Source organism: Pseudomonas sp. LAIL14HWK12:I10 (assembly GCF_900184205.1).
Lineage (GTDB): Bacteria > Pseudomonadota > Gammaproteobacteria > Pseudomonadales > Pseudomonadaceae > Aquipseudomonas > Aquipseudomonas kermanshahensis.
Map to the genome: position 1 here is coordinate 368,950 of NZ_FXWU01000005.1, position 23,200 is coordinate 392,149.

The 23,200-nt window shown below is 55.1% G+C and carries 19 protein-coding genes and 1 pseudogene; 11 read left to right on the forward strand and 9 right to left on the reverse strand.

Annotated elements, in window-relative coordinates:
- Positions 1–208: 208 nt before the first annotated feature.
- Positions 209–1,150: a tyrosine-type recombinase/integrase gene (locus tag QOS90_RS14205; RefSeq protein ID WP_027915684.1), complete on the reverse strand. Its 942-nt coding sequence runs from the start codon at positions 1,148–1,150 to the stop codon at positions 209–211.
- 206 nt (positions 1,151–1,356) lie between these two features.
- On the opposite strand from QOS90_RS14205, the gene QOS90_RS14210 reads away from it, so the two are divergent.
- The 9 genes from QOS90_RS14210 (at position 1,357) to QOS90_RS14250 (ending at position 11,930) form a co-directional block, all read left to right on the forward strand.
- Positions 1,357–2,355 carry a DNA-binding protein gene (locus QOS90_RS14210; protein WP_033695119.1) on the forward strand — a complete coding sequence of 333 codons (999 nt, stop codon included), beginning with the start codon at positions 1,357–1,359 and terminating at the stop codon, positions 2,353–2,355.
- 443 nt (positions 2,356–2,798) lie between these two features.
- Positions 2,799–4,748, forward strand: a complete 1,950-nt coding sequence (gene qatA / locus QOS90_RS14215) for a Qat anti-phage system ATPase QatA (RefSeq protein WP_063544932.1) — start codon at positions 2,799–2,801, stop codon at positions 4,746–4,748.
- 143 nt (positions 4,749–4,891) lie between these two features.
- Positions 4,892–5,620, forward strand: a complete 729-nt coding sequence (qatB, locus tag QOS90_RS14220; protein ID WP_304363550.1) for a Qat anti-phage system associated protein QatB — start codon at positions 4,892–4,894, stop codon at positions 5,618–5,620.
- On the forward strand, positions 5,617–6,993 hold the full coding sequence (gene qatC, locus QOS90_RS14225; protein WP_063544934.1) for a Qat anti-phage system QueC-like protein QatC: 1,377 nt from the start codon (positions 5,617–5,619) through the stop codon (positions 6,991–6,993). The genes qatB and qatC overlap by 4 nt, the downstream gene beginning before the upstream one ends.
- On the forward strand, positions 6,990–7,757 hold the full coding sequence (gene qatD, locus QOS90_RS14230) for a Qat anti-phage system TatD family nuclease QatD (RefSeq protein ID WP_063544935.1): 768 nt from the start codon (positions 6,990–6,992) through the stop codon (positions 7,755–7,757). Before qatC ends, qatD begins: the two co-directional genes overlap by 4 nt.
- 235 nt (positions 7,758–7,992) lie before the next feature.
- Complete coding sequence (locus tag QOS90_RS14235) at positions 7,993–9,591, forward strand: ATP-dependent nuclease (RefSeq protein ID WP_063544936.1); 1,599 nt, start codon at positions 7,993–7,995, stop codon at positions 9,589–9,591.
- Entirely contained in the window at positions 9,584–10,654 is a 1,071-nt protein-coding gene (locus QOS90_RS14240) for a UvrD-helicase domain-containing protein (RefSeq protein ID WP_063544937.1), read from the forward strand. The genes QOS90_RS14235 and QOS90_RS14240 overlap by 8 nt, the downstream gene beginning before the upstream one ends.
- Before the next feature lie 121 nt (positions 10,655–10,775).
- Positions 10,776–11,153, forward strand: coding sequence for a DUF2513 domain-containing protein (locus QOS90_RS14245; protein ID WP_027915574.1), 378 nt, complete (start codon positions 10,776–10,778; stop codon positions 11,151–11,153).
- A gap of 144 nt (positions 11,154–11,297) precedes the next feature.
- Positions 11,298–11,930 (forward strand): hypothetical protein, encoded by a 633-nt coding sequence (locus QOS90_RS14250; protein ID WP_027915575.1) that lies wholly within the window; start codon positions 11,298–11,300, stop codon positions 11,928–11,930.
- A gap of 131 nt (positions 11,931–12,061) precedes the next feature.
- On the opposite strand, the pseudogene QOS90_RS14255 reads toward QOS90_RS14250, so the two are convergent.
- Positions 12,062–13,338 (reverse strand): annotated as a pseudogene (locus tag QOS90_RS14255) (site-specific integrase).
- 120 nt (positions 13,339–13,458) lie between these two features.
- A complete protein-coding gene (locus tag QOS90_RS14260; protein WP_027915576.1) occupies positions 13,459–13,734 on the reverse strand; it encodes a helix-turn-helix domain-containing protein in 276 nt (91 codons plus the stop codon).
- A gap of 91 nt (positions 13,735–13,825) precedes the next feature.
- Here QOS90_RS14260 and QOS90_RS14265 point away from each other — a divergent pair, with 91 nt between their 5' ends.
- Together QOS90_RS14265 and QOS90_RS14270 are read left to right on the forward strand one after the other, a co-directional pair.
- A complete protein-coding gene (locus tag QOS90_RS14265) occupies positions 13,826–14,353 on the forward strand; it encodes a hypothetical protein (protein ID WP_141400918.1) in 528 nt (175 codons plus the stop codon).
- Positions 14,346–14,681, forward strand: a complete 336-nt coding sequence (locus tag QOS90_RS14270; RefSeq protein WP_050587348.1) for a hypothetical protein — start codon at positions 14,346–14,348, stop codon at positions 14,679–14,681. The genes QOS90_RS14265 and QOS90_RS14270 overlap by 8 nt, the downstream gene beginning before the upstream one ends.
- A 1,878-nt stretch (positions 14,682–16,559) precedes the next feature.
- Here QOS90_RS14270 and QOS90_RS14275 read toward each other — a convergent pair.
- The 6 genes from QOS90_RS14275 to paaX form a co-directional block, all read right to left on the reverse strand.
- Positions 16,560–18,950: a TonB-dependent receptor gene (locus QOS90_RS14275; protein ID WP_085272984.1), complete on the reverse strand. Its 2,391-nt coding sequence runs from the start codon at positions 18,948–18,950 to the stop codon at positions 16,560–16,562.
- Positions 18,951–19,065: 115 nt separating this feature from the next.
- Positions 19,066–19,914, reverse strand: a complete 849-nt coding sequence (locus QOS90_RS14280; RefSeq protein ID WP_085272848.1) for a FecR family protein — start codon at positions 19,912–19,914, stop codon at positions 19,066–19,068.
- Positions 19,911–20,432, reverse strand: coding sequence for an RNA polymerase sigma factor (locus QOS90_RS14285; RefSeq protein ID WP_033694012.1), 522 nt, complete (start codon positions 20,430–20,432; stop codon positions 19,911–19,913). Before QOS90_RS14285 ends, QOS90_RS14280 begins: the two co-directional genes overlap by 4 nt.
- 88 nt (positions 20,433–20,520) lie before the next feature.
- On the reverse strand, positions 20,521–21,735 hold the full coding sequence (locus QOS90_RS14290; RefSeq protein ID WP_027593254.1) for a type II toxin-antitoxin system HipA family toxin: 1,215 nt from the start codon (positions 21,733–21,735) through the stop codon (positions 20,521–20,523).
- Entirely contained in the window at positions 21,735–22,196 is a 462-nt protein-coding gene (locus QOS90_RS14295) for a helix-turn-helix domain-containing protein (RefSeq protein WP_256577369.1), read from the reverse strand. Before QOS90_RS14295 ends, QOS90_RS14290 begins: the two co-directional genes overlap by 1 nt.
- A gap of 18 nt (positions 22,197–22,214) precedes the next feature.
- Positions 22,215–23,138, reverse strand: coding sequence for a phenylacetic acid degradation operon negative regulatory protein PaaX (paaX, locus tag QOS90_RS14300; protein ID WP_177323886.1), 924 nt, complete (start codon positions 23,136–23,138; stop codon positions 22,215–22,217).
- Between the last annotated feature and the right edge of the window lie 62 nt (positions 23,139–23,200).

Genomic DNA, 23,200 nt, shown 5'->3' on the forward strand with positions numbered 1-23,200 from the left:
CCTTCAAGGGCGGTTTTTTTATACATCCCAACCGCTGGCATTGAATCAAATTTCTACGTTTTCAATGGCTACACCCGATTGGACCGGGACGTCATGAGATGTAAGTGAGCTGAGATGGCCATCTGTCTCGATCATGCCTATCCAGAAACTCCAGCCAGCAGCGGTCAACGCAATCCTACCTCTGTTGGCAATCAGAGCGCGCCAGAAATCACCCCTCAAGCTTCCGCACGAGTCCGCCGAATTGCTGGGCGGGCTCCACATAGCGCAGCGCCGACTTCATGTCACTCCAGCCTACGTATTCCATCAAGGTCTTGATGTCCCAGCCTGAACTCGCCGCCCATGTGGCAAAGCCCCGCCGGATGGAGTGAGCGGTAAACGTTTGAGAGGGTAGGCCGCAGCGCTCTAGGGTGCCCCGAAGAAGGGGGATGAGACTGTGGGCAGCGAGAGGTCGATCGCTGATGTTGCCCCAACGATCAATGCCCCGGAATACGCCGCCGCGGGTGAGGCCAGAAGCTTCCAGCCAATTGAGGTATGCCTCCACAGGACATAGCTTGGTCAATGAAGGGGTTTTGTACTCCCTCCCGATATTTTGTCGATCCCCCTTGCTAGTTCCCAAGTAAAACCTTATCCCAACGTAGCGCTCGGCATGTGTGTTCTCGATGGTGAGCCTGGCGAGTTCGTCTCCGCGAAACCCTCTCCAAAAGCCGATCGTCAGCAGGGCGATATCGCGAGTCGCTTTGAGTAGGCTAGACATGTTGCCGGCAGCTCTTGCCTGAACAACCTCCTCCTGGAGATGCGCCACTGCCTTTTCGAGATGCAGCAATGCTAGGGGTGCCGCTTGCTTTTGCTGCACAGGGTGTAATGCCCGAATACCTTTTAACAATTGCCTGACCTTGGGTGCTTTAGTGGGGTCAGGGAATCCGTTGCTTTGATGCCAGTTGGCTAGGGCAGCCAAGCGCTGCTTGAGGGTACTGAGCGCCAGTTGGTCAGCGTACTCAGCGATATACCGTACCACTGACTCACTGGTAGTGGGCAGATAGCCGCCCCAGGTCACCTCGTAGTGGGCGAGGGCAGCCGCATAGCTCTTCGAGGTGTTCTCTCGAACGCTCGCCTCTAGGTACCTCTCTGCCTTGCTGACCACTTCAACCACGCAATTTTCCCCGCTTCGAGCCATCGGTTGCTCGCTTTTACCATTTGTACGGCATTTCTAACCATTTTACTGCCGCTCAACGGCATGACAAGCCATAAACCTCGATTATGTCTTGCCAAAAATTAAGGAATAATTGCTATATAAAAGTGTTAAAGTGGCACGTAATTACATGAAACGTAAAACAGTACGAAATCGTAGGGGCAGACGTGGCTAGAGGCGGCATTAACCTGGTACTGGTGCGCAAGGCTCGCGAGGCGCTGCTGTCGAGAGGGCAGAACCCTAGCATCGACGCGATACGCATCGAACTTGGAAATACCGGATCAAAGACAACGATTCAGCGGTTTTTGAAGGAGATTGAATCACACGACCCTCGACCCTCGGCTTCGCCTTCGCGCCTAAGTGATGAACTTACGGAGCTGGTGGGTAAGATGCTTGAACGCCTGCTTGAGGAGGGAAACGAAGCCTTGGCGCATGAGCGGGCCGCATTTGAGCTTGAACGCAAAGCGATGGCAGCTGAGAGCGGTACACTTCAAAGCAAGCTTGAGCAATCGCAATTGGAGATCGCCAAGCTGCAGTCAGCCCTGCAGGCTCAGGACGAAGAACTCAAGATCGTTCAATCCAGCCTACAAACCGAGATCACTCGAAACGCCCGGCTCAGCCAGAGCTGCAGCGACCTTGAGATTCGCGTGCAAGAGAAGGACGCCCAGATCGAATCTCTGGAGGAGAAGCATACGCATGCCAGAGAAGCACTCGAGCACTACCGAGTAGCGGTAAAGGAGCAGCGCGACCAGGATCTAAACCGTCACGAAACTCAGATCTACCAGATGCAGCAAGAGGTGACACTCCTCCAGCAGACGCTCATGGTTAAGCAGGAAGAAGCCACTCGACTGATTCGCGATAACGAGCGATTGATAGCCGAAAACCGTCAGCACGCCAAGGAGGCCAGCCAGCATCGTGACGCTATCGAGCATCTGAGAGGCGACCTGGGCATCGCCAATGCTGCAACTGCTCGCGCGGAAGGGGCCAAAGAGCTACTGGCTCACCAGCTCGAAACCAAGAGTAAAGATGCTACCGATGCCCATCTGGCTGGAACAGCAGCGCAGCAAAGGGCAGAAGAGTTGAAGGCACTACTCGAGCAGTCTGAAAACGAGCTAGAAGCACTTCGCGCTGCGATTGAAACCAAGGATCGGTCTGAAAGTCGGTAAGCCTCGAGCCGAGACTTAGCAAGGAGTACTAATGTACTCCTCCCAACCTTTAAGCATACGAGTTTCTTTGCGCCTTTACCCAGGGCTGATCAATAGCGATTTACTTGGCTAGATGCGTTGGGCCGGGTGTAACCGGATTCAACAGCCCCATAGGGGAGCATGGCGAAATAGCAGGCCGACACCTTCCGCAGCAGAATTACTCCCAAGTACGCCTTACCGCTAGCCAAATCGCATGAGATGAGGAGCCTAAGGTAGCCCACCAGTTCTGGCGGGGCAAAATACAGTAGCAATACTGCAAAATGGCGTATTGACATCAGTCGACGGGCTTTGGCCTACTCCGGTCACCAAATTGTGCCCGTTATGTGATGTGAGACCGGTCGCTTCCTAGCGCTGAGTTCACTGTCATGGGTTGCACCCCAAATGCTAGGAAGGGAGTTCTCTGCATGTTCCTGAACGACCAGGAAACGGCTACTGACCTGCTGTATTACGCCCCCATTGCCAAAACGGTACAGCGCCTGCTTCACGAATCGCGGGGCACCCCGGTCACTATTGGCGTTCATGGTGATTGGGGAGCAGGTAAATCCAGTGTCCTGAAGATGACTCAGCAACTGCTCAACGCGGATAAGCGCGTCTGCTGCATATGGTTTAACGGGTGGACATTCGAAGGTTTCGAGGATGCGAAAACTGTCGTTATCCAGACCATTGTTGATGAGCTGAGACGTGCTCGCCCAGGCTCCACGAAAGTTGCCGAGGCCGCAAAGAAAGTCTTGCGGCGTGTGGATTGGTTCAAGCTGGCCAAGCATGCCGGAGGGCTAGGCTTCACCGCGCTAACCGGCATCCCTAGCATTGACCAGCTCAAAGGGGCGGTGGAATCGATTTCCTCCTTCGTGCAGAACCCAGGTGACCATCTAAGCGTTGAGAGTCTAACCGGCCTTGCAGAGAAGGCCGGGGGCTTCATCAAGGATGCCGAAACAGAGTCTGAGCAGCTTCCCGAGCACATGCATCAGTTCCGAGTCGAGTTCGAAGAGCTTCTGACCGCCGCCGACATTGACCAATTGGTGGTCATCGTTGATGACCTGGATCGATGCCTACCCAAAACAGCCATCGCCACGCTCGAAGCCATCCGACTCTTCCTCTTCGTAAATCGAACTGCCTTCGTGGTCGGTGCCGATGAGGCAATGATTGAGTACGCGGTACGCGAGCACTTCCCAGACCTGCCGCAAGGTGCGGGGCCCGTGACCTACGCACGTAACTACCTGGAGAAACTCATCCAGGTACCGTTCCGCATCCCGGCCCTCGGATTGGCGGAGACTCGTAGTTACATCACGCTGCTGCAGCTCGAGAGCTGTGTGAAAACGGACGACAAACAATTCAAAAGCCTTTTGGAAACCGCCCAGCAGGACATGCTCCGCCCCTGGAAGAGCACAGGCCTCGACCGCAAGGCTGTAGCTGGCGCCTTCGGCAACCCGCTTCCGGAGTTTGCCCAAGAAGCACTGGACACTAGTGCCTTGTTAGCCCGGATCTTGAGTGAGGGTACCCGCGGTAACCCACGGCAGATCAAACGCTTCTTGAACTCCATGATGCTTCGCTACGCCATCGCCGATGCTCGAGGGTTTGCTGAGGACATCCGGCGCCCAATACTTGCAAAAATCATGTTGGCTGAGCGCTTCCACCCCGATTTTTACGAGCAACTGGCACGGATCGCGAGTCTGGATGCGAATGGCGTGGTACCTGCCATCGCCGAGTTGGAGAAGCGGGCTAGGAAATCCAAGGAGAGGATTTCAGAGCCAGAGGAGGGGAAAAGCTCCGGGAAGCTCAAGGCGGTGGCCACCTCTGGAGAGGTGAACGACTGGGAGAAGAGTGATTGGATTAGCAATTGGGCGGCGATTGACCCCGCGCTATCGGGCATTGATTTGCGGCCGTACATCTTCGTGACTCGCGACAAGCGCAGCTCGTTGATGGGGCAGGTCGCAGTGAGTCATCTCGAGGCGCTCGTCGACAAGCTGATGGGCCCACCATTGCAGTTCAGACAAGGGGCCACGAAGAAAGAAATTTTGGGATTGGCTGAGGTTGATGCCGAGAATGTTTTTGATGCTCTCCGCGATCAGATAATCCAGGCGGACGATTTTTTGGATCAACCTAAAGGAGTTGCGGGGTTGATCGAGCTTGTCAAACAACGCCCCGCACTACAGAAACGCTTGGTCGAATTTGTCCGATCATTGCCCACACCAAAACTCGGCATGTGGGCTCCAGCCCCATGGCATGAGTGCCTGAAGGATACGAACGCTATCCAAGCGCTTGAGGGAATTCTCAGGGGCTGGAGCCAGCAGGTCGAAAACGAGAATCTCCAGAAGGCGGCCAATCGCGTACTGGCCTTCAGCGGCAAATCATAAGGATTGATATGGGTACCTCCAAAGGATATGGAGGCCCGAGCTCCGGCTTGGTGCCTTCCTGGATTGATGATGTTGCGCAGCCAAGCGCACCGGCTGCTCAAGCCAACGGGCCAGGCCCGTCAAATCCATCGCAACCTGGTGCTATGCCATCTCAGCCGGGCTCCGCGCCATCAGCGCCAGTGAACAATGACGGCACTGGCTCCCTTCGCGGGGCGCGCAGTAGCTTCACCCGATTTGCCCGCACTGGCAGCCCTAGCGACCTTGGCAATGCGTTGTCTTCCTATGTGCGCAAAGGCGTTGGAGGATCTTCCAGAGGCGCGCGTCGCATGGGAACGTCCCGTGCTACTGCCGCCAAGCTGCTCAGCATCTTCGGAGATGTTCAGCGGAACGGGGCAGCTGAAACGCTGCGACGCTTGCAGCTCACCGTTGCCCCAGGGCAACCGGCCTCCCAGGTGCTGCTCACGCTACTTGAGTTCATTTGCCCGCCTGGAGGGGCGATCGACGAAGGTGTTGCGCGCCAGGCAGCGCTAAAGACAATCGCCGAACTGGACGAGGCAAGCAACGGTAGCTTCGATGACATGACCCAAGCTGATCGACAGAATTTCTTCCTCGACTTCGTAGCGAATTCGATTGAGAGCATGATCATGGCGGATTTGGGCGGCAGGGGGATCACCATGCCAGATGATGTGGACGCAGTTGAGCGCATTCAATCTCAACTGAGCTCCTTTATCATGGGTTGTACACGAGGCCAGCTCGCTAACCGACTGGAGCAATGGCCGGCCCCCACAGACCAAGAGGTCAATCAGGTGACCAGTGCGATCTATGAGGCGGCATTCGATCTGATCGCCACTGCAGCGGAGGGATTAGAATGAGGCACCACAGCATTATTTGCCGGCTTGGCCAAACTGACGACCAAGAGCTGGAGTTGCTGGCGCCAGGCAGTGTCATCACCAATATTCAGTTCTTGGATGGAATTGGGAGACTGCAGTTTGGAATCGGGCAAGCCGTTGAGCAGTTGGCTGGTCTTGGTCTAAGCCCAGGAGAAACTGCCGTCGATCTTGCACTCCTGGCAGCGACCCTCACCGCAGCAGATACGAGGATCTCACGGGACACCGAATCGGAGAATGCCTGGACGAGAGAGATTGATCTCTACATCCCCGTCGCGGATCCCGTTCTTTGGGCAGCAACGTCCGACTTGCTGGCCTCGACATTGAAATTCCTCACTGGTGATCGTTGGCGCTTGGCCTTCCGCGAGCGTCCCACAGATATCGAGGAGCTTTCCCCCATCCCTGATAGCTTGAGAACAGATGAGTCTGACAGCGTATGCCTGTTCTCCGGGGGGATGGACAGCTTTATCGGCGCGATCAACCTGCTAAGTAATGGCGGCAAGCCGTTACTTGTTAGTCATTACTGGGACACTAACAGCACCAGCACCTATCAAAACGACTGTCGGGCAGTGCTGCAGGAGAGGTTTTCCGAGACCGCGATTAATCACGTACAGGCCCGTGTAGGCTTCCCGCATGACCTCGTGGAAGGTGGTGGTAGCGAGGACACGCTGCGAGCGCGCTCATTCCTGTTTTTCGCTCTGGCGGCCATGGCCGCGGAAGCGATCGGCGACTCGATCACCATCCATGTTCCTGAAAATGGCTTGATCTCTCTGAACGTCCCGCTGGATCCGCGGCGCCTAGGTGCATGTAGCACTCGTACGACCCACCCATACTACATGGCGCGGGTAAATGAGCTGTTTGGGCGCCTGGGGCTGAGCACAAGGTTGTTTAACATGTTCAGCTATCTTACCAAGGGGCAAATGGCAGAACAGTGCACAGACCCTGCATTCCTGGCGGATCATGTGCATCTCACAATGTCGTGCTCATCACCCGGAAAGGCGAGGTACCATCCCGACCCCGCGAATCGATCACCCAAGCATTGTGGGTTCTGCGTCCCCTGCATCATCCGGCGGGCTGCAATTCACCGCGGTTGTGGGCCGGATCAGACGCGGTATGTCATTCCGGATCTGCATGCTCAATCTCTGGACACGAACAAGTCTGATGGCGAACATGTGCGATCTTTCCAGTTGGCCATAGCGCGCCTCAAACGTGCGCCCCAGCGCGCAAAGTTCGCCATTCACGAGCCCGGGCCGTTGATCGACCACCCTGATAGCCTGGATAACTTTGAACAGGTCTATCGAGAGGGCTTGCTAGAAGTGGACGATTACCTTGAGGGTGTGACCGCCGTACCACTATGAAGTCGCAGAATAGATCAACTCCGAGGTGGGTGGACTTCCACTGCCATCTTGACCTCTATCCCGATCATGAGCGTCTCATCGTGGAATGCGATCGGGCTGAGGTGGCCACCTTGGCCGTGACCACAACACCGAAAGCATGGCAGCGCAATCGAGAGCTTGCGGCCTCGGCTCGGCATGTCCGGGTGGCCTTGGGCTTACATCCTCAACTAGTGGCAGAGCGCGAATCTGAGCTACCACTACTGGAACGCCTGCTTGAGGAAACTCGATACGTCGGAGAGGTGGGGCTTGATGCCGGACCCCAGTTCTATCGAAGCTTCGAGGCCCAGGAGAGGGTGTTTAAGAGAGTGCTCGAGGCTTGCTCGGAGCAGGGCGGGAAAATCCTCTCTGTCCACAGCGTGCGCAGCGTGGGTAAGGTGCTGTCCTATATTGAACGCTTACTTCCAGCCGACCGGGGAACAGTGGTGCTCCACTGGTTCACTGGCTCTCCGAGCGAAGCCAGCAGGGCCGTGGAGCTTGGATGCTATTTTTCGATCAACATTCAGATGTTGAACTCCGCCAAGCATCGTAAGCTTGTCGCCTCACTCCCGTCAGACCGGCTTCTCACCGAGACCGATGGCCCGTTCGTGCAAAACGAGGGACGACCAGCCAGGCCTGCTATTGATATCCCAAAAACGGTAGAGGCGCTGGCGCTGCTTCGACATCAATCTTCAGAGCAAACTGCCGCCCAAATCATCAATAATCTTCGTGATTTGGTAAGAAAGTAGTGTGAGATTGAATGTCTTGCTACGCAGCGTACTGGGCTACGACTCTGGTTTACATTCTGTGTTCACTCTTCACTCTTCACCGAACTGGGTGGCGTCCTTAAGCGCAGCGGCTAAAGCCTCGTGGACATCAGCGAGACGTGCGCCCTAGCGCGCCCGCTGGCGCCATCGACAAACCGCGGTACACTCTTCCTATTCGCCCGCCCACTGGACGGGATTCCTTTAGCAAGGAAAGACGATGATCACGAAGATCAAGGTGAAAGGGTACAGAATCCATCGGGACTTTGAGCTGGAGCCTAACAGAAGGATCAACCTGCTTGTTGGTGGAAACGAGGCGGGTAAATCCTCGTTGATGGAGGCTATCGCCTTGGCGATGACGGGGCGTATGGGGGGAAGACCTGCAGCAGAAGAGCTCAATCCCTACTGGTTCAACACAGCGATAGTCTCGGAGTTTTTGGACAATCTACTTATTGGAGATGCGGCTTGGCCCACAATCGAAATTGAGCTGTTCTTGGAAAACCGACCTGACCTCCAAGCGTTGTGTGGAGTGCATAACAGCGCAATTCCTGCACAGGCTTGCCCTGGCGTGGTGTTCCGGGTCGCACCCAATCCTGAGTACGATGCAGAACTTCAAGCGTGGACGGAAAATCCGTCCATGCTGCTCCCTGTGGAGTATTACAAGATCGAGTGGCGCCATTTCGGCGATTCGGAGCTCACCCGGCGCCCTAGAGATCTCTCCATTGCGATCATCGACTCGCGTACGATCAGGACGTTTGGTGGCGTCGACTACCACCTTCGACAGATATTGAATGACCACTTGGAACCCTCTGAAAAGGCCTTGATCTCCCTGGATTACAGGCGGGCCAAAGCAGCTATGTCAGATGGGGCCTTAGCGGCGCTTAATCAGCGACTGGGGCAATTGGAGGCGTCGCTCGACCAACAACCCCTCAAGGTGGCCATGGATCAGACAACCAGGACATCGTGGGAGTCGGCTGTCGCACCGCACATAGACAATGTGCCGTTCTCGATGGCTGGGCAAGGCCAGCAGGCCACCATCAAAATCTCTCTGGCAATGGGCCGACATGCCGATCGCACCAGGGTGGTGATGATCGAGGAGCCGGAAAACCACCTTTCCCACACCAGCATGGTCAAGCTTTTGAACCGCATTGAGCGGCTCGCAGGGGAAGAACAGCAGTTGTTCATCAGCACTCACAGCACCTACGTGCTCAATAGGCTGGGGCTAGATTCTCTGATGCTGATCAATCGGGATGCAGTCACAACGATCACGGGGCTAACTCCGGAAACCGTGGGGTATTACAAGAAGCTTCCGGGCTACGATACGCTTCGGATGGCGCTCGCGGACAAACTGGTTCTCGTCGAGGGGCCGTCCGACGAGATCATTTTTGAGCGGATCTTCCATGATCGCTATCAGATGACACCGATGGCATGTGGCATTGATGTCCTCAGCATGCGCAGCCTCTCACTGGCCCGATGCCTCGAGCTCTGCTCCCGACTCGGCAAGAGGGTTGCAGTTTTGAGGGACAACGACGGCCAGGATCCCGCAGCACTTCGAGAAGACGTTGAGGAGTGGCTTGATGGAGAGCACAGAGAGCTCTTCATCGGCGATGTGGATCACGGGTACACACTGGAACCTCAACTTATTCATCACAATGGAGAGGCTGCACTCCGGGATATTCTGGGTATTCGGACTGACGCTCGCGTCGAAGTGTGGATGACCAGAGAGAAAACAGAGGCCGCCATTCGAATCGCTGAAAGTAGGCAGCGTATTGTCGCACCGACGTACATGGCAGCAGCGGCAGCCTTTATCCATGGCTAACCATCTAACCCTCGCCGTTGCGGGATCTCGCAAAACTCAGGGCCTGGTTGAGCATTGCGCCGCATTGGCGCCTACTCGTCGAGTATTGGTTGTGACGTACACCCAGCGAAATCAACACGAGCTTTCAGAACGCCTGGCGAAAGCAATTGGTCTACAGACCAATGTGGAAGTGATGGGGTGGTTCACACTACTCATTCGGCATTTTGCTCGGCCTTTCCTGCCCTTTGTCTTCCCAGGTCGACGCGTACAAGGCTTCGACTATGAAGGGCTCCCCAACCGCTTCGCAACGGGCGAAGAACGTTTTTTTAACCCCTCTGGTGCGTTGTATGCGGCTGAGCTCGGCAAACTAGCCAACCTTCTTGTGGAGCAAAGCAACGGTGCTCTGTTCTACAGATTGGAGAGCCTATACGACGAAATCCTAGTGGATGAGGTTCAAGATCTCAGCGGCTGGGACTGGGAGCTTTTAGAGAAACTGTTCACGTCCCGTATCGACATCCGGATGGTTGGCGATATTCGGCAATCAGTGCTATCGACAAGCCCTCGAAGCCGGAAGAACAAGCAATATGCCTACGCCAAGGCCCTAGCGTGGTTCCTCAGCAAGCAGAGACGAGGAGAGCTCGAGATTCAATTTCGAAACACGACGTGGCGCTGTACACCTGGTATTGCGAGCTTCTCAGACACCATCTTCAATCCCGTGTGGGGCTTCCCTAGAACGGAGTCACTCAACGAGGTTACGACTGATCATGACGGTGTATTTCTGCTCGCCAAGCGTAACGTTCATGCATATGTGGAGAGATTTAACCCTCAGTGTCTACGCGTGAACGTAAGGTCGGGCACTGCGTTCGACCTGAATTACATCAACTTCAAGGTCGCCAAGGGTGCAACCTACGAGCGCGTGCTGATCATCGCAACAGGCCCAATCGCAACTTTTCTGCAGCGAGGTAAGTCGCTTGACCCTGGCCCAGCGGCGACGTTTTACGTGGCGGTAACCCGGGCACAGCAGAGCGTCGCTATTGTGCTTGATAAGCCAGGACAATCCATTATTCCTTACTGGGAACCGTGACTAACGCTCATTACATCGTGCATGCCAAGACCAGTGGAGAGGCATTGCGCATTTACGATGCCATCCGATTTAGAATGCCAGCTGTTCACAACCAGGAAAAAGGAGACGGGGGAACGATTCCTTGAGATTAGATAAAGAATTGATTCGTCAGATTCTGCTTGCAGTGGAAGAGAGCGACCAGACACCTGATTCGTGGATTGATCTTGAGTTCGATGATCAGACCCATAGCGTAGTTTCCTATCACGTCATGTTACTGCATGAGGCTGGCTTATTGGCTGCAAAGGATCTGTCCGCGATGGATGACTTCGACTGGCGCCCCCAGCGCCTGACCATCAGAGGGCACGAATACTTAGACACGATTCGGGACACCGAGGTGTGGCGCCTCACCAAAGCTGGCGCTGAGAAAGCCGGAGGGGTGAGTTTGGCAGTGATGCTGGAAATCGGAAAAGCGTACGGGAAGCAAGTGCTGAGGGAGCGGCTTGGCCTGGACATCGCATGAGCGCGCTAGCCTGGACTGTTGAATTGAGCCACTCAATAATGGGATTCCAGAAACACCAGTACGTACCCCATCGTGAGGGTTTGTGAAGTCTTGGAGTTTCCATTAGGGTTGCAGATGGAATCAGGCTCTCATCGAGACACCACTATGTACCTTGCTACTAAAGCGCTCCCTGAACTGCCGGAGCTGCTCACACGCACTGCCGGTAATTCTGCGTTTTACGCCGGCCTTACTCGGGTCGACGGGATCAGCGATATCGGTGAAACCGCGGGCTACAGTGCTCAGCCTGGCTACCGTTTGATACGCGTCGACCATCGGCCGCATGAAGGCAGTGCCAACGATTTCGAGATCGCTTTGGTAGACGATGCCGAGGCTTCCGTGGCTTTTTACACCAAAGTCACACTGCTCAGCGCTCCTGAAGTCAGTAGCCGATACCTTGCGAGACATCGGGTCTGGCGATCGGCAAGTACGCGTCATTCTCTAGCGCTTTCCGAAATTTCGCGAACTGTGCTTTTCGGCTACATCCTCCCGCGCTATGACCTGCTATTAGGCGAGGACGCGATCACAGGCGATGGGAAATTCTACTGGCATCGGCAGATGTCTCGTGCACTGCAGCTGGGCTTTCACGTTTACGTATATGATCAGACGACGCAGGCGCTTCGGTCGATTCCAGCGGACTGCGAGCTAAGTTCTCTGCAGGACCAGATTTGGTCAAGCTCCCGCCGGGAACCTTTGCAGGGTTTCATTTCAACCGGTCCACTTAATCAGTTGGAGTGCTAGCAAAATACTCATCTTGAGCACAAGCATAGCCGTAGCCGTAGCCGTAGCCGTAGCCGTAGCCGTAACCGTAACCGGTGCTCGGTTGCGACGACCTGAGGCAAGCAGTTCGAGTTTGATTAATGACCGATCGGCTATTTTCGAATTTTAAGCCCTTTCATAGACGAAGCTCGCTGCTCATCCAGGCTATTGTAATAAATATTCTGGGTAGTACTTAGGCTGTTGTGCCTAAGGTCTGCCTGCAAGTCCTTCATATCTCGCAAAGGCGCATCGAAAGTAGCGGATGTATGACGAAGCCAGTGTAGTGATGCCGAGCGAAGTTGATCAATTTCATCGTCGCTCCAGCCTTCCTCCTGCATTCGTTTTAGTGCACGGACAAACACTACTTGAAGCAAAGATCGGATGTAGCGATCAGACAGGCCGCCGCGACCATTTAGCGTTCCAATTAGGGGGCAAACGTCTTGAGGTGAGGGCAGGGGAGAAAGTCCTAAATAGCGGCGATATCGAGTTAAGTAACAATCAACATAGTCATCGCGCACGCTAATTCGGGCTGCTTTATTTCCCTTTCCGACAACATGAAACCACCAGTTGCCAACAGTATCTCAGCGCAGGTCACCCATTGAGGGGCGCCAGTTTTCTCTGCCGAATAAATCAGAGATCCTGAGATACATCGAAAAGATAGTTGCCACAATAAATAAAGTGCGTTCGTGTCTCGGATCCTCCGCAGCCATCTGCTCTGCACAGTCGATAACGAAACTCCACTGAAGCTCTGTAAGCGATTGTGCGGAAACGTCCAATACCGCACGTTGTTTATGATGGACTTTTGTTTTATTGCGCGGAAAGGATTCGACTCGGTCAAGCCTTCGTCCATCGCATGCTGAAAAAAACTACCACCTGCGCAATCGATCCTTGCGCCATCTGGTAGGGGCGAATTGGAAGGTCTTTCGACGACTCTACAGCGATTTTACGATCTCGTTTGCTAGCCGTACTACTGAACGGCCTCCAGTCTTTGTTCACAACATAATCATCTGACTCAAGTCGTTTTCGCCCCCCAGACGAACAATCTCGATTTCACTACTGGTCCTACCCATTCTGCTGGAGGCTGTAGGCAAAACTCCATGAACATTTCAGCATCTACACGACGAATATCAAGAATGGATTTTTTCGCTATGATCTGGGACCAGAGCAAGAGACGCTCGACATGTGTGCGAAACGAGTTGAATGTCGTCTGGTTGCCGGCATATGAGCGTAAAAAACTTCGCACCACAAGGTAGCTCTCTAAGGCCTTACAATCAGGAGCGAATCGTTTCAGATAATCAAGAACCAATGGTAGTTCCTGATGCACCCCGAGAAAACTGAGTTGGTTAAATTTCCCAAAGGTATCAAAAAGATGTTGTGGATCTACGCGCATGGGCTACTCAGACGAGGTTGCAGATCTATCAAGGATGCTTTCGAATGAGGTGCTATGCAATATCCGGGTCTGACAGTTATCGGATATTGCGTGCGTAGAGGCCTTTGCTTTGCCATCGGTTCACTGCCGATGTAGGTCTTGACGGATTCGGGAGAACAGCATTTCGATGTCGGGCTCATTGTCGATCAGCAAAAAGGCCTCTGCAAGTAGGGATAGCGGGTGCACGTCCATACGTGTCGCCAGCTCGACCAGCTTATCGAGGGTGGGGCTCTTGAGGCCGCGCTCAAGAGAGCTTACATAGGTACGGCTGCTGACATCGCCAAAATCCTCCTGGGTCAGGCCTCGGCTAGTCCTAGTTTTGCGTAGCGCTTGAGCGAGGGCTGTTTTGAGCTCCATTTGCGTATTTGATCCACAAAAGGAATGATGAAGCCTCTTTGAATCCTATAGTGCTACAATCTATAGTGTTCATTTTCGTTGGGAGAGAGCTATGACGACCTTGCGAGTAAACCCTGAAAGCTTCTCAGAAGTAGCATCCCTAGGGGCAGGATCCACATTTCTAATCGTTTGCGTGCTGGACCTTTTGGAAGAAAAAGAGATTATTGACATCAGGATTTTTGAAACGGGCCAGAGCACATTGGACTTCTTGAACGAGCTCGACAGGCCCAATGCCACTAGAGGCGTGGTAGGTCTTCAACTCGCATTGCCGCCGCGGTTGAGTCCTAACCAAAAGTGGACGGTAGAGCCTGTTGTCGACTTCGCAAGGGTTATATTGGCGCAGCCCGAGAGAACCTTAGATTCGTATGCTTACCGTATTGCGAGTGGGCGCTATTATGTTGATGGTAATGAAATACCTCTCAAGGTTGTGAGGAGCGAGAGAAGCATTTACCAAGCATCAAATGCTAATTCGAGCGATCCAGTACTGAGTGCATACCAAGCCTGGATTGCGAGGATATTAGGCGAACTGATCAATGAGCAGTTCAACATGCAGCAGAGGACGGAAGCAAGTCGTGGCTGATACAACCGGGAGTGAGTCGTTTCAGGCTTGTTTGTCAGCGCTGTCACTATTGATGTCTTGGGGCGCTGAAGAGCAAGTCGCACATAGTATAATCGGCATGCCCGATTGTGCCGCTCAAGAGATCAAGCTCCGCCTAAGCGTTATTTTTGAGATGAATAGCTACTTGAACAAGATTTTTGAGAATCCTAAGAATATCGCAGGTTTTATGTCCATGAAAAATGACAACGATTATTTTGAGGGAAGCACTCCGCTGGAGAAAATAAGCGATGGAACCTATGCATCCCTACGAGAATGCGCAAAGCGCCTTCAGGCGCTGAGTATGGGCTAGCTCCCCAGAGGCCCTGAACCAAAAGTACTTGAGTTCCACGGTGGAACTTTTTCGTATCAAGGTCAGCGCCTAGCTTTTCATGCAGAACTAGGCCTGAAGGAGGGTTGAGCCTAGTAGTGCCAGGTTCGCTGAAGACTAGCCACATCTGCTCCGCGCTGTGCCTCTAAAACAGGTTATCTTTTTTCAAAATATTTATCTTCTTTGAGGGCTCCGCAGAGCGGACCTAGGGGCTGTGAATCCATCCTTTTAAAAATACTGGCGGTAGTGTGTCGCTATCGAGAGCGGCGACGGAGCATTTCAAGCAACTGATGTGCGGTAATTATTCTTTTTTAGGAGTATTTATCCTTTTTGCGGATCCCTAACAGCCACGTAGTTACCCCCAGACAATCGGTCGGGAGAGTGATCAGATCAACCCTTAAAAAAATTATTCTTTTTAAGGTTTTACTTTTTTAAGGATAGGCAATATGGCGTTTATAGCGCTGGAGTGGCACGCGTCCTATTTTTTTTACGGACCGATTGCGATTCGTAGAGTTTGCCTAGGGGAGAAGATTCAGGATAACTCATTGATTATTCTGGTTTATTGTTTTTAAGGGCCGATTACTTTTTTTAGGGCATCCTGACACGCACTTAGGTCTCTAGGACGCGGCGTGATAAGACCGCCGGCATTGAGCTGCTTGCTGGGATCCGGGCTTGGCCCAAGGTGAGCCGACGCTGGGGCCTAGGCTGTGGAGTGCCAAATTAACAAAAGAAATTGTAGACGCCAAAGGATGCTGGCGGAGGCAGTAGCCGTGAAGCTTGATTGTGAATTGGCTTGTACGCTGGATTACGCAATTGTGCCGATCGTCGAGCAGAGCACAGGCATGAGAAGGAGCGTAACGGCTTGATTCGAGGGTTGTATGGTCAATCGAGGCAAGTTTGGTTTTCGGGGGCTGGTGACAAACATGAGAACCTCTCCGCAACACTTCATTTAACATAATATGCATTATGCGCACACTCGTATAGACCCACACGCCCGTGGATACCCAGATTCGAAACCAGCCTAACGCCGGCAACCCACCAAACCATCCCATCCTTTGACCCTGGTTAACATCCCTGCAGATTCCCTCCACTAAAATCCGATCTCCGCACCCTTATGGGGATCTGGCATGACCATCATCGTAACCGGCTGTGAGGAGCGTCAAAAAATGAGCATTGGACGTATCTAAAAATGGTTCAGCTAAATCAATAGGTTGCAGTTCCCTTGCTTGTGCCTGGTGCGTAAATGTGAGCTTTAGGGCCCTTGAATGGATAATTTGGGCGCGCAATCCCCAGTGATTTAGGCGCAATATTTAGCATGAAATGACGGGGTCAGCGCTACAAAGCGAGGCACATCATAAGATTGTAAAGCGGGCATATTTTACAGTTCCTTACGAAAATAGAGCCATTTACAGATCTGGATTCGTCTAGATACTTAACCCATGATTGGTGTGGCCTGCAGGTCTATAAGAAGGCATATTCCAAGAATTCTGGTTTAGAAAAGAGCCTTTTCGTGCATGATGATTAAAAGTGGGTAGTCTGATCCATTAAACGCTGATAGGTCACCGTGATCTGATTATTTGCGCTCTGGCCTGGCTGGTAACATGTCAATCGAGGGCCTTCCAGTTCTCGCATGCACTGGGGTTCATGAAGCAGCAGTAAGTCTTTTGCTGTGATTTTTGACGTGAAATGTCCTGTTGCTGCCTATTAGCCGCGGTGCTGCAGCCGATGCCATGTTTACGGGGCTATCAAATCGGTAGGCCGCTCGCCCCCACCTATGATGGTTATTTCCTTCAGCTATAACTACACTAAATATTCATTTAGTGTAGTTATGTTTAAACCAGCCTAAAGAGGCCCTACCGATCACCACTGGTGGGTATAACTTGCCGTCAAAACGGTGCCTGGCGCAGGCAAATGGCTGGTGTTGTTACTGTTGCGCATCAGTTGACTGTACAGCGGATAGTAATAACGATTGAACAAGTTCTGGACGCCCACGCTGATCTGATCATGCTCACTCAGCTGGTATTGGCTGATGATATCCACCGTGGTGTAGCCATCTACCCTGCGTCTGCCAAAGCTTTCGACACCTTTGAGGCGGTAATCCTCAGCACCGAAGTAAGTCGCCTGCACGCGATGGTTCCAATCCTCGTCTGGCTTGTATTGAAGATACGCTGTCAGTTTCACAGGTGGAATGCGATAGCCTGTCATGTCTTGCCAATCGCCACCGTCTGGTTGCTCGCGCCCTTTCATCCAAGTGAAGCTCCCCCCTGCCCCCCAATGCTCGTCGCTGGTCAACCAGTCAGCGCTGCCTTCAACGCCATAGATGCGCTCCTGAGTGCGGGTCAGGATCAGGCCATTGTTGAAGCTCTGAACATCACCCAGTTTTGATGTGGTGTAGAAAACAGCCAGCGACGCCAGGGTCTCCTCGCCCAGCTCGCCGCGCCACCCGAGTTCGTAGTTATTGGTCTTGACCGGCTCCAGGTTGGACGAGCCAATATCGAAACCACGGCGTGCGTTACGCAGCTGCACGCCAATGTCAGGTAACTGGAAGCCTTGGCTGAAGGCGGCATAAACCGCCTGGCCGCTGACGGGCGAGTAAGTCAGGCTGATATTGGACAGCAATGCATCGTAATGGACTTTGCCGCCTTCCACCGTGGCGGGGTTGGCGGTGCTTGATTCAGACAGCGGAATGAAGTCCCCGTATTCGGCGGTGGCATATTCATAACGGATGCCGCCTTCCATGGACCACTGCTCGTTGAAACGGTGCTGTAACTGTGCAAACGCACCTACGCTGCGTGACGTCAGGTCAGGCATGTAGCTCAACTTGCCGATTTTATTGAATACCGTTCCGCCGCTCGCATCAAACGCTTGCGGGTCGAAGATATCGATCGGCATGTCGCTGCGCTCCTGGTTGAAGTCGCCGCCCCACAACAGTTCGGTATCTGACCCGCCGATCGGGGTTCGCAAGGTAATGCGACTACCAACGACTTCGCTGTTCTGCATGACTTGATCGACATTGCGCCCACGTGTGGCAACGCCACGGGCATCGAAGGGCGTGAAGCGGGTGAAATAGTCGCGGTAGTAAAGCTGGGCATTGAATGTTCCCCCGAGCACTTCCGAGTGACCGTATTCAAGGTTCACCAAGGTGTTCTTGATCTGGTTCTGTTCGTCGAGTGACAACCCGGACAACGGTTGTGCGGGTACGGAACCAGGTGGCAATCGGCTGACCGCTGGGTCGGCGGTATAGTCACTGTTTTGCTCGGCGTTGTAATGGCTGAGGGACAGCTGAATACGTTGCAGCTCGTCGATGCGCCAACCAACCTTTCCGCCAATGTTGTAGCTGTTGGAATCGAACAGGTCACCTTGGCTAGGCTCGGGCGCAATGCGTTGCCCTTTGGCATCGTAAGAGGCGCCGATATGGCGTGCACCGAAATCGAATGCGTAATCCAGTGCACCCTGCGCGCCGGCAACATGATGCTGCAACTGCCCTCCCAGGCCATCGCTGTCCACTTGGCTCAAGGGCGAAACGCCCGTTAGCGTGGTCTCGGCCATTTGCTCGCCGCCAGCGGGCCGCGTGGTGATGGAGATGATCCCTCCCGTCGCACCGGCGCCGTAGATAGCGCTACTGCCGCGAATCACCTCGACGCGCTCGATCAATGCAGGGTCAATATTGGCCAAGTTTCGCGAAGAGTCGCGGTTGGTGTTCAGCGGCACGCCGTCGACCAGGACCAGCATCGTACGGCCGCGCAGCGTTTGCCCGTAATCGGTGATGGTACGGCTGGAGTCGGCCATCCCAGGGATGCTTTTGGCCAGCAGCGTCGCCAGCCCATCAGAGCCCTGGCGCAATTGCTTCAGTTGCTCGCGTTCGATCACATTGACCTGGCGTGCCTGCGGTACTACACCGCTGGAAAGCCGAGAGGACGTGATCTCCGTGCCTGCCAGTTCAATGGTGCTGGCGGTCGTAGACGGCGCATTACCTGACGCTGCTTCGTTTGATGGTAAAACGATGAAAGTCCGCTCATCACGCGGCTGGACGACCAGCCCACTCTGCTCGAGCACCTGACCCAGCGCCTGCGCCACTGTGTAACGCCCATGCAGCGCCGGCGCCTGCTTGCCCGCAGTCAGCTCGCTGGAAAACAGCACTTGAGCACCTGTTTGGCGAGCCACTGCATTCAGCGAGCTTTCCAGCGTTGATGCAGGAATATTGAAGTCGACAACCACCATGGTTTGCGCGAACGACCACTGGCTGGCCATCAAGGTGCTGGTCAAAATCGAAACGTGCCAAGGTGTACGCAGGAAGAGCTGACTCACTTGTTATTCTCCAGGAGATGAGGTGCAGAGAGTTAGCCGCTTCGTGACGGCCCCAACCCTACCTCGTTGGAGAATTATTTTTTTCCGCTTGGGGCTGAATGCGTACGGCCTCGCCTTCCCTGCTCAGCTTCACCGGGAGAATCTCTGGCAGTAACGCCAACAGCGTTTCGACGCTGTCGCTGCTGAAAACACCTGAAAGCGGCAATTTGCCGACATCAGGGTCCGTCAGTTCGATCGGCTGGGCGTAATACCGTTGCAGTGCAGCAACCACCTCAGCCAGTGGCGTACCGGCGAAAACCCAGCGGCTTTCTTGCCAGGCGGTGGCGTCTTCGGCATTGCCTTTGACAACCTCACCGGGGATGCCCTGTTGCACGACCACCTGCTGCCCAGGCATGAGCAGCGAGGTACGGTCCGCCGCGCGCCCTGTGACTGCCACCTTGCCTTGCGCAACGGTAACCCGCACGTCACCCGCGTACATGTTGACGTTGAATCGGGTGCCGACCACGCGTATGTCGGCGTTGCCTGCATCGACCAAGAACGGCCGATAGTGCATGGGCGAAATGTCGAATAAGGCCTGGCCACGCACCAGTGCCACTTGCCGGGTGCGCAAATGCCAGCTGACGCGTACCTCAGTGCCCCCATCCAGCTTGATTTTGCTGCCATCAGCCAGCTGTATCGCCTGGCGTTGCCCCACCTGCGTGACAAAGTGTTCGTTGCGGTACGCAGGATCCTTCCAGGCCACACCTGCGGCCAGGGCCAGCAATACTAGCGGGAGTACCTTGCTGCCTTTGCGGGGCTTGCGGGCAGGTGGCGAGCTGGGTAAAGGGAAGCGCTGCTTCAAGGTCTCGCGACACTCGGCCAGCGCCTCATCGACTGCAGCATCGTCTTTGTTTCGTGGACGGCTCACTGCGCCACCTCGGATTGCAGATGTTCACGGCAAGCGATCATACCGACGCGCAAATGCTTTTCTACGGTTTTCAGCGAGATCCCCAGGCGCTGCGCGACTTCAGCCTGGGGGACCTCATGCAGCTTGTGCATGATGAACACGGCCTGGCAACGCGGCGGCAATCGGGAAATAGCCGCAATCAGCCTGTCCAGTGTCTTCGCCGCGTCGACATGGCGCTCCTGTGGCGCTGCGCTACAGGCGACGTCGGGCAGTTCTGCCACGGCGACAATCAAGCTGCTGCGCCGACGCTCGCGGCGGCAATGCGAGATGGCGTTGTCGTGGGCGATCTTGCGTAACAGCGCCAGGGGCTTGCGCACCCCTTCTTTCTCGTCATCCTCCAGCAACTGAACACACAGGTCGTGAACGACTTCACGCGCGAACACCCGCTCGCCGAAGCGTCGGCGCACATGATCGACCAGGTCGTCGTAGTGACGGACCAGGGTGGCGAGCAAGGATGGCTTTGGAGGATCTGCCTGCACGGTAGCGATAACAGAGAGGAAATGAGATGCAAGTATAAATGGGAATGCATGTCATTTGAAAGCAGTGTCACCCGCCTCCGCCTTCTTCTTAACCGAGCATGCGAACCGAGCTCACCGCATCAACCGCCATGTCCAGGTCGCTGCCGGTAAGCACCTGCGCGTAATACGCCTTCAGTTCGTCCTCCCAGCCCGCCACCTCCACCAGCAGATGCTCTGCATGCTCCCGCGTCAGGGCAAAGTGCGCGTGATGGCTGAGCATATTCGCGCGGCTAATCTGGCTGCCTTCCCGGCCAACTGCCATGGCCAAGGTCTGTGCGGGGCCTTCTTCAAGCATGGGCAGCACGTCGTACATGGGCGACAGGCGCCACCCGCCGTCAACCCAGATCACCGCATGGTTGCGTGGATGGTCGTCGGAGTTGCCCACCAGGGCGTTGTAGCACATGCGCTTGAACAGCGCCTGCAGGTCGGTCTCGGGCACACCTCGGCGGCGCATTTCATCGGCCACAGCAGCATAGCGCCAATCCCGATGGTGCGCGCCGTTCCACTCTGAATCCAGCAAGGTCAGCGCGCTGAGCATCGGGATACGTCGGGCACCTTGTGCAATGGGCGTGCGGTCGAAGCGTTCGATCAGCAACGTCGAAGGGGTTTCAGCATGCAGCGCGGTCTTGGCCACGTTCAAGCCCTTCCCTGCGGCGAATGTCATGCAGGCGTATTCGATCGAGGGCAGGTCATAATGGTCGAAGCGATCACGCGGCTTGGCCAGAATCAGCATGCCGTTATCCTGCAGCGTACGTTTTGGCCGTGCGCCACCCAGGGCCGAACGCTGTTGGCGCACGTTGAGGGTGGCCACCGACTCAGCGTCGAGCTGGCCGTCGTACACCGCTTCGCACGCAGCGACGAACTTGGCCAGGCCTTTCAAGGTCGGTACTGCGCCATCGCCCAGGCCGGGTGCGGGCGTTGTTGCGCCGCCTGCCATCAGGTTGCCTACGCGGTCGTTATTGGGTGACTTGAGCAGGAAGTCGAGGGGGCCGAGTTCTTGGCCGTACGCCCGATGCAGCAGCCGCTCGCCCCAGCCATCGGGCATGGCGTCATTGATGAAGCCGGGTATGCCGCGGTTCTTGGCGATGCCGGTGTAGGCCTCGGCGCGTAACGGGTAATTGATTGGGTCGGGGACCCAGCCGCCGCGCGCGACGTGGTCAGGTGCATAAAGAAATTCACCGAGCTTGCCTTTGAGGGTCAGCCGGCCAAGGGTCATGACTTCACCTGTCTCGGGGTGCTCCATATAGATGTAGGCACGGGGCATCAGAACTCCTCAGGCTTGGGTTTGGCCAGCCGCACGCGGCGGGATGCCAGGCTCTGGTGGGCATCATCGTCATCACTGAACCGGGTGATCTGGGAGGTTTGCTCTATGCCTTCCAGCGAGGCGAAAACGGTTTCGCTGATACCCAGGCGCCACAACACCAGCATGAATGAACGCAGGTCGACGAGCGCCGAGCCGCCTTCGATCTTGCGAAGGGTATGCGCGGAGACGCCGATGGCAGCGGTAAGGTCCGCTTGGCGCAGGCCGAGTGCTAGGCGCCGTGCCTTGACCAAAAGGCCGATTTTACTGAGGGTATCGGCGCAAGCGACTGGAAAAAAAGTCGTCATAAGGCTCGCCATGGTTAACGTTAACTGAGTTAAGGTTAACCATAGCACACTTAAAGATTTTATAAGAAACTCATAATGCTCATCTTGGTAAGCATTATCTTGAATAAGGTTAACCAAGGTTAACCTTAATAATCGCTATGCAAGACCACCAAAGCGCTTGTAAAAACTTTCATTCACGTCAGGCAGTGGGCCGTCAGCCGTTTCAAGCGCACTATTCAACCACTCTTCAGCCTTGGCAAACACCAGCCGATACAGGTTGCGACACAGCTGCCGTGCTGCCCTGCCCTCCCAATCACCTGGCAGCAACTCATCAGGCAGTTGCGGGTCGCGCAGCAGCAGCCGACGGTACTCGTGAATCAGTAGCGTGCGTGCCAGGAAGCAATCCTGCGCATCGAACTGCGGTTGCTCTTTAAGGCCCTGCCACAGCGGCCTGAACAACTGGATGAATTCACTGTACTGCTGCCCCAGCTCGTCGATACGCCAACTCTCGCGCACTTGCGCGCGCATGGCCTTGGAAGCAAGCACTTCCTGGGTGTGCGTTTCAAACACGATGCTGTCATCACTGGCCTCCAGCTCGCGCAGGGTTGCGGCCAAGTCCGCGCGGTCAGCACGGGGGCAGCCCATCACGTTGGGCGCCATCACCCCGAAGCCCTGCCATTCCAGCTCCTCACGCAGGGTTTTGCGCTTGCCGGCTTCCAGTTGTGACAGCAGCACCAGGGTCCAGGCGCCATCCCATGCGGGTTGGCTGGGGCTGTAGACACGCTTGAACGCTTTTTCGAAGCGCCGACGGCCAGTGCCCGTCAGGCTGTAATAGCTGCGTCGGCCGACTTTTTCGGCGGTCAGCCAACCTTCCTTGGTCAAGCGGAAGATCGAGGTGCGGATCAGCCGTTCGTTGATGCCGATCGGCTCCAGCAGGTTGATCAGGCTGCCCAACCACACCGTGCCACCATGCGGTTCGATAGCGTCGCCGTACAGGGTGATGATCAGCGAGCTGGCGCGGATCGGCGTCTGTTCCTGAAAACGAGTGATCAGGTTGTTCAGTGGGGCAAGTGTGCTCATGGAGGAACTGTGCGCGGGGAAAGCACCGACTATACCTGCGCGGCGGGTTGCCTGGCCATTGC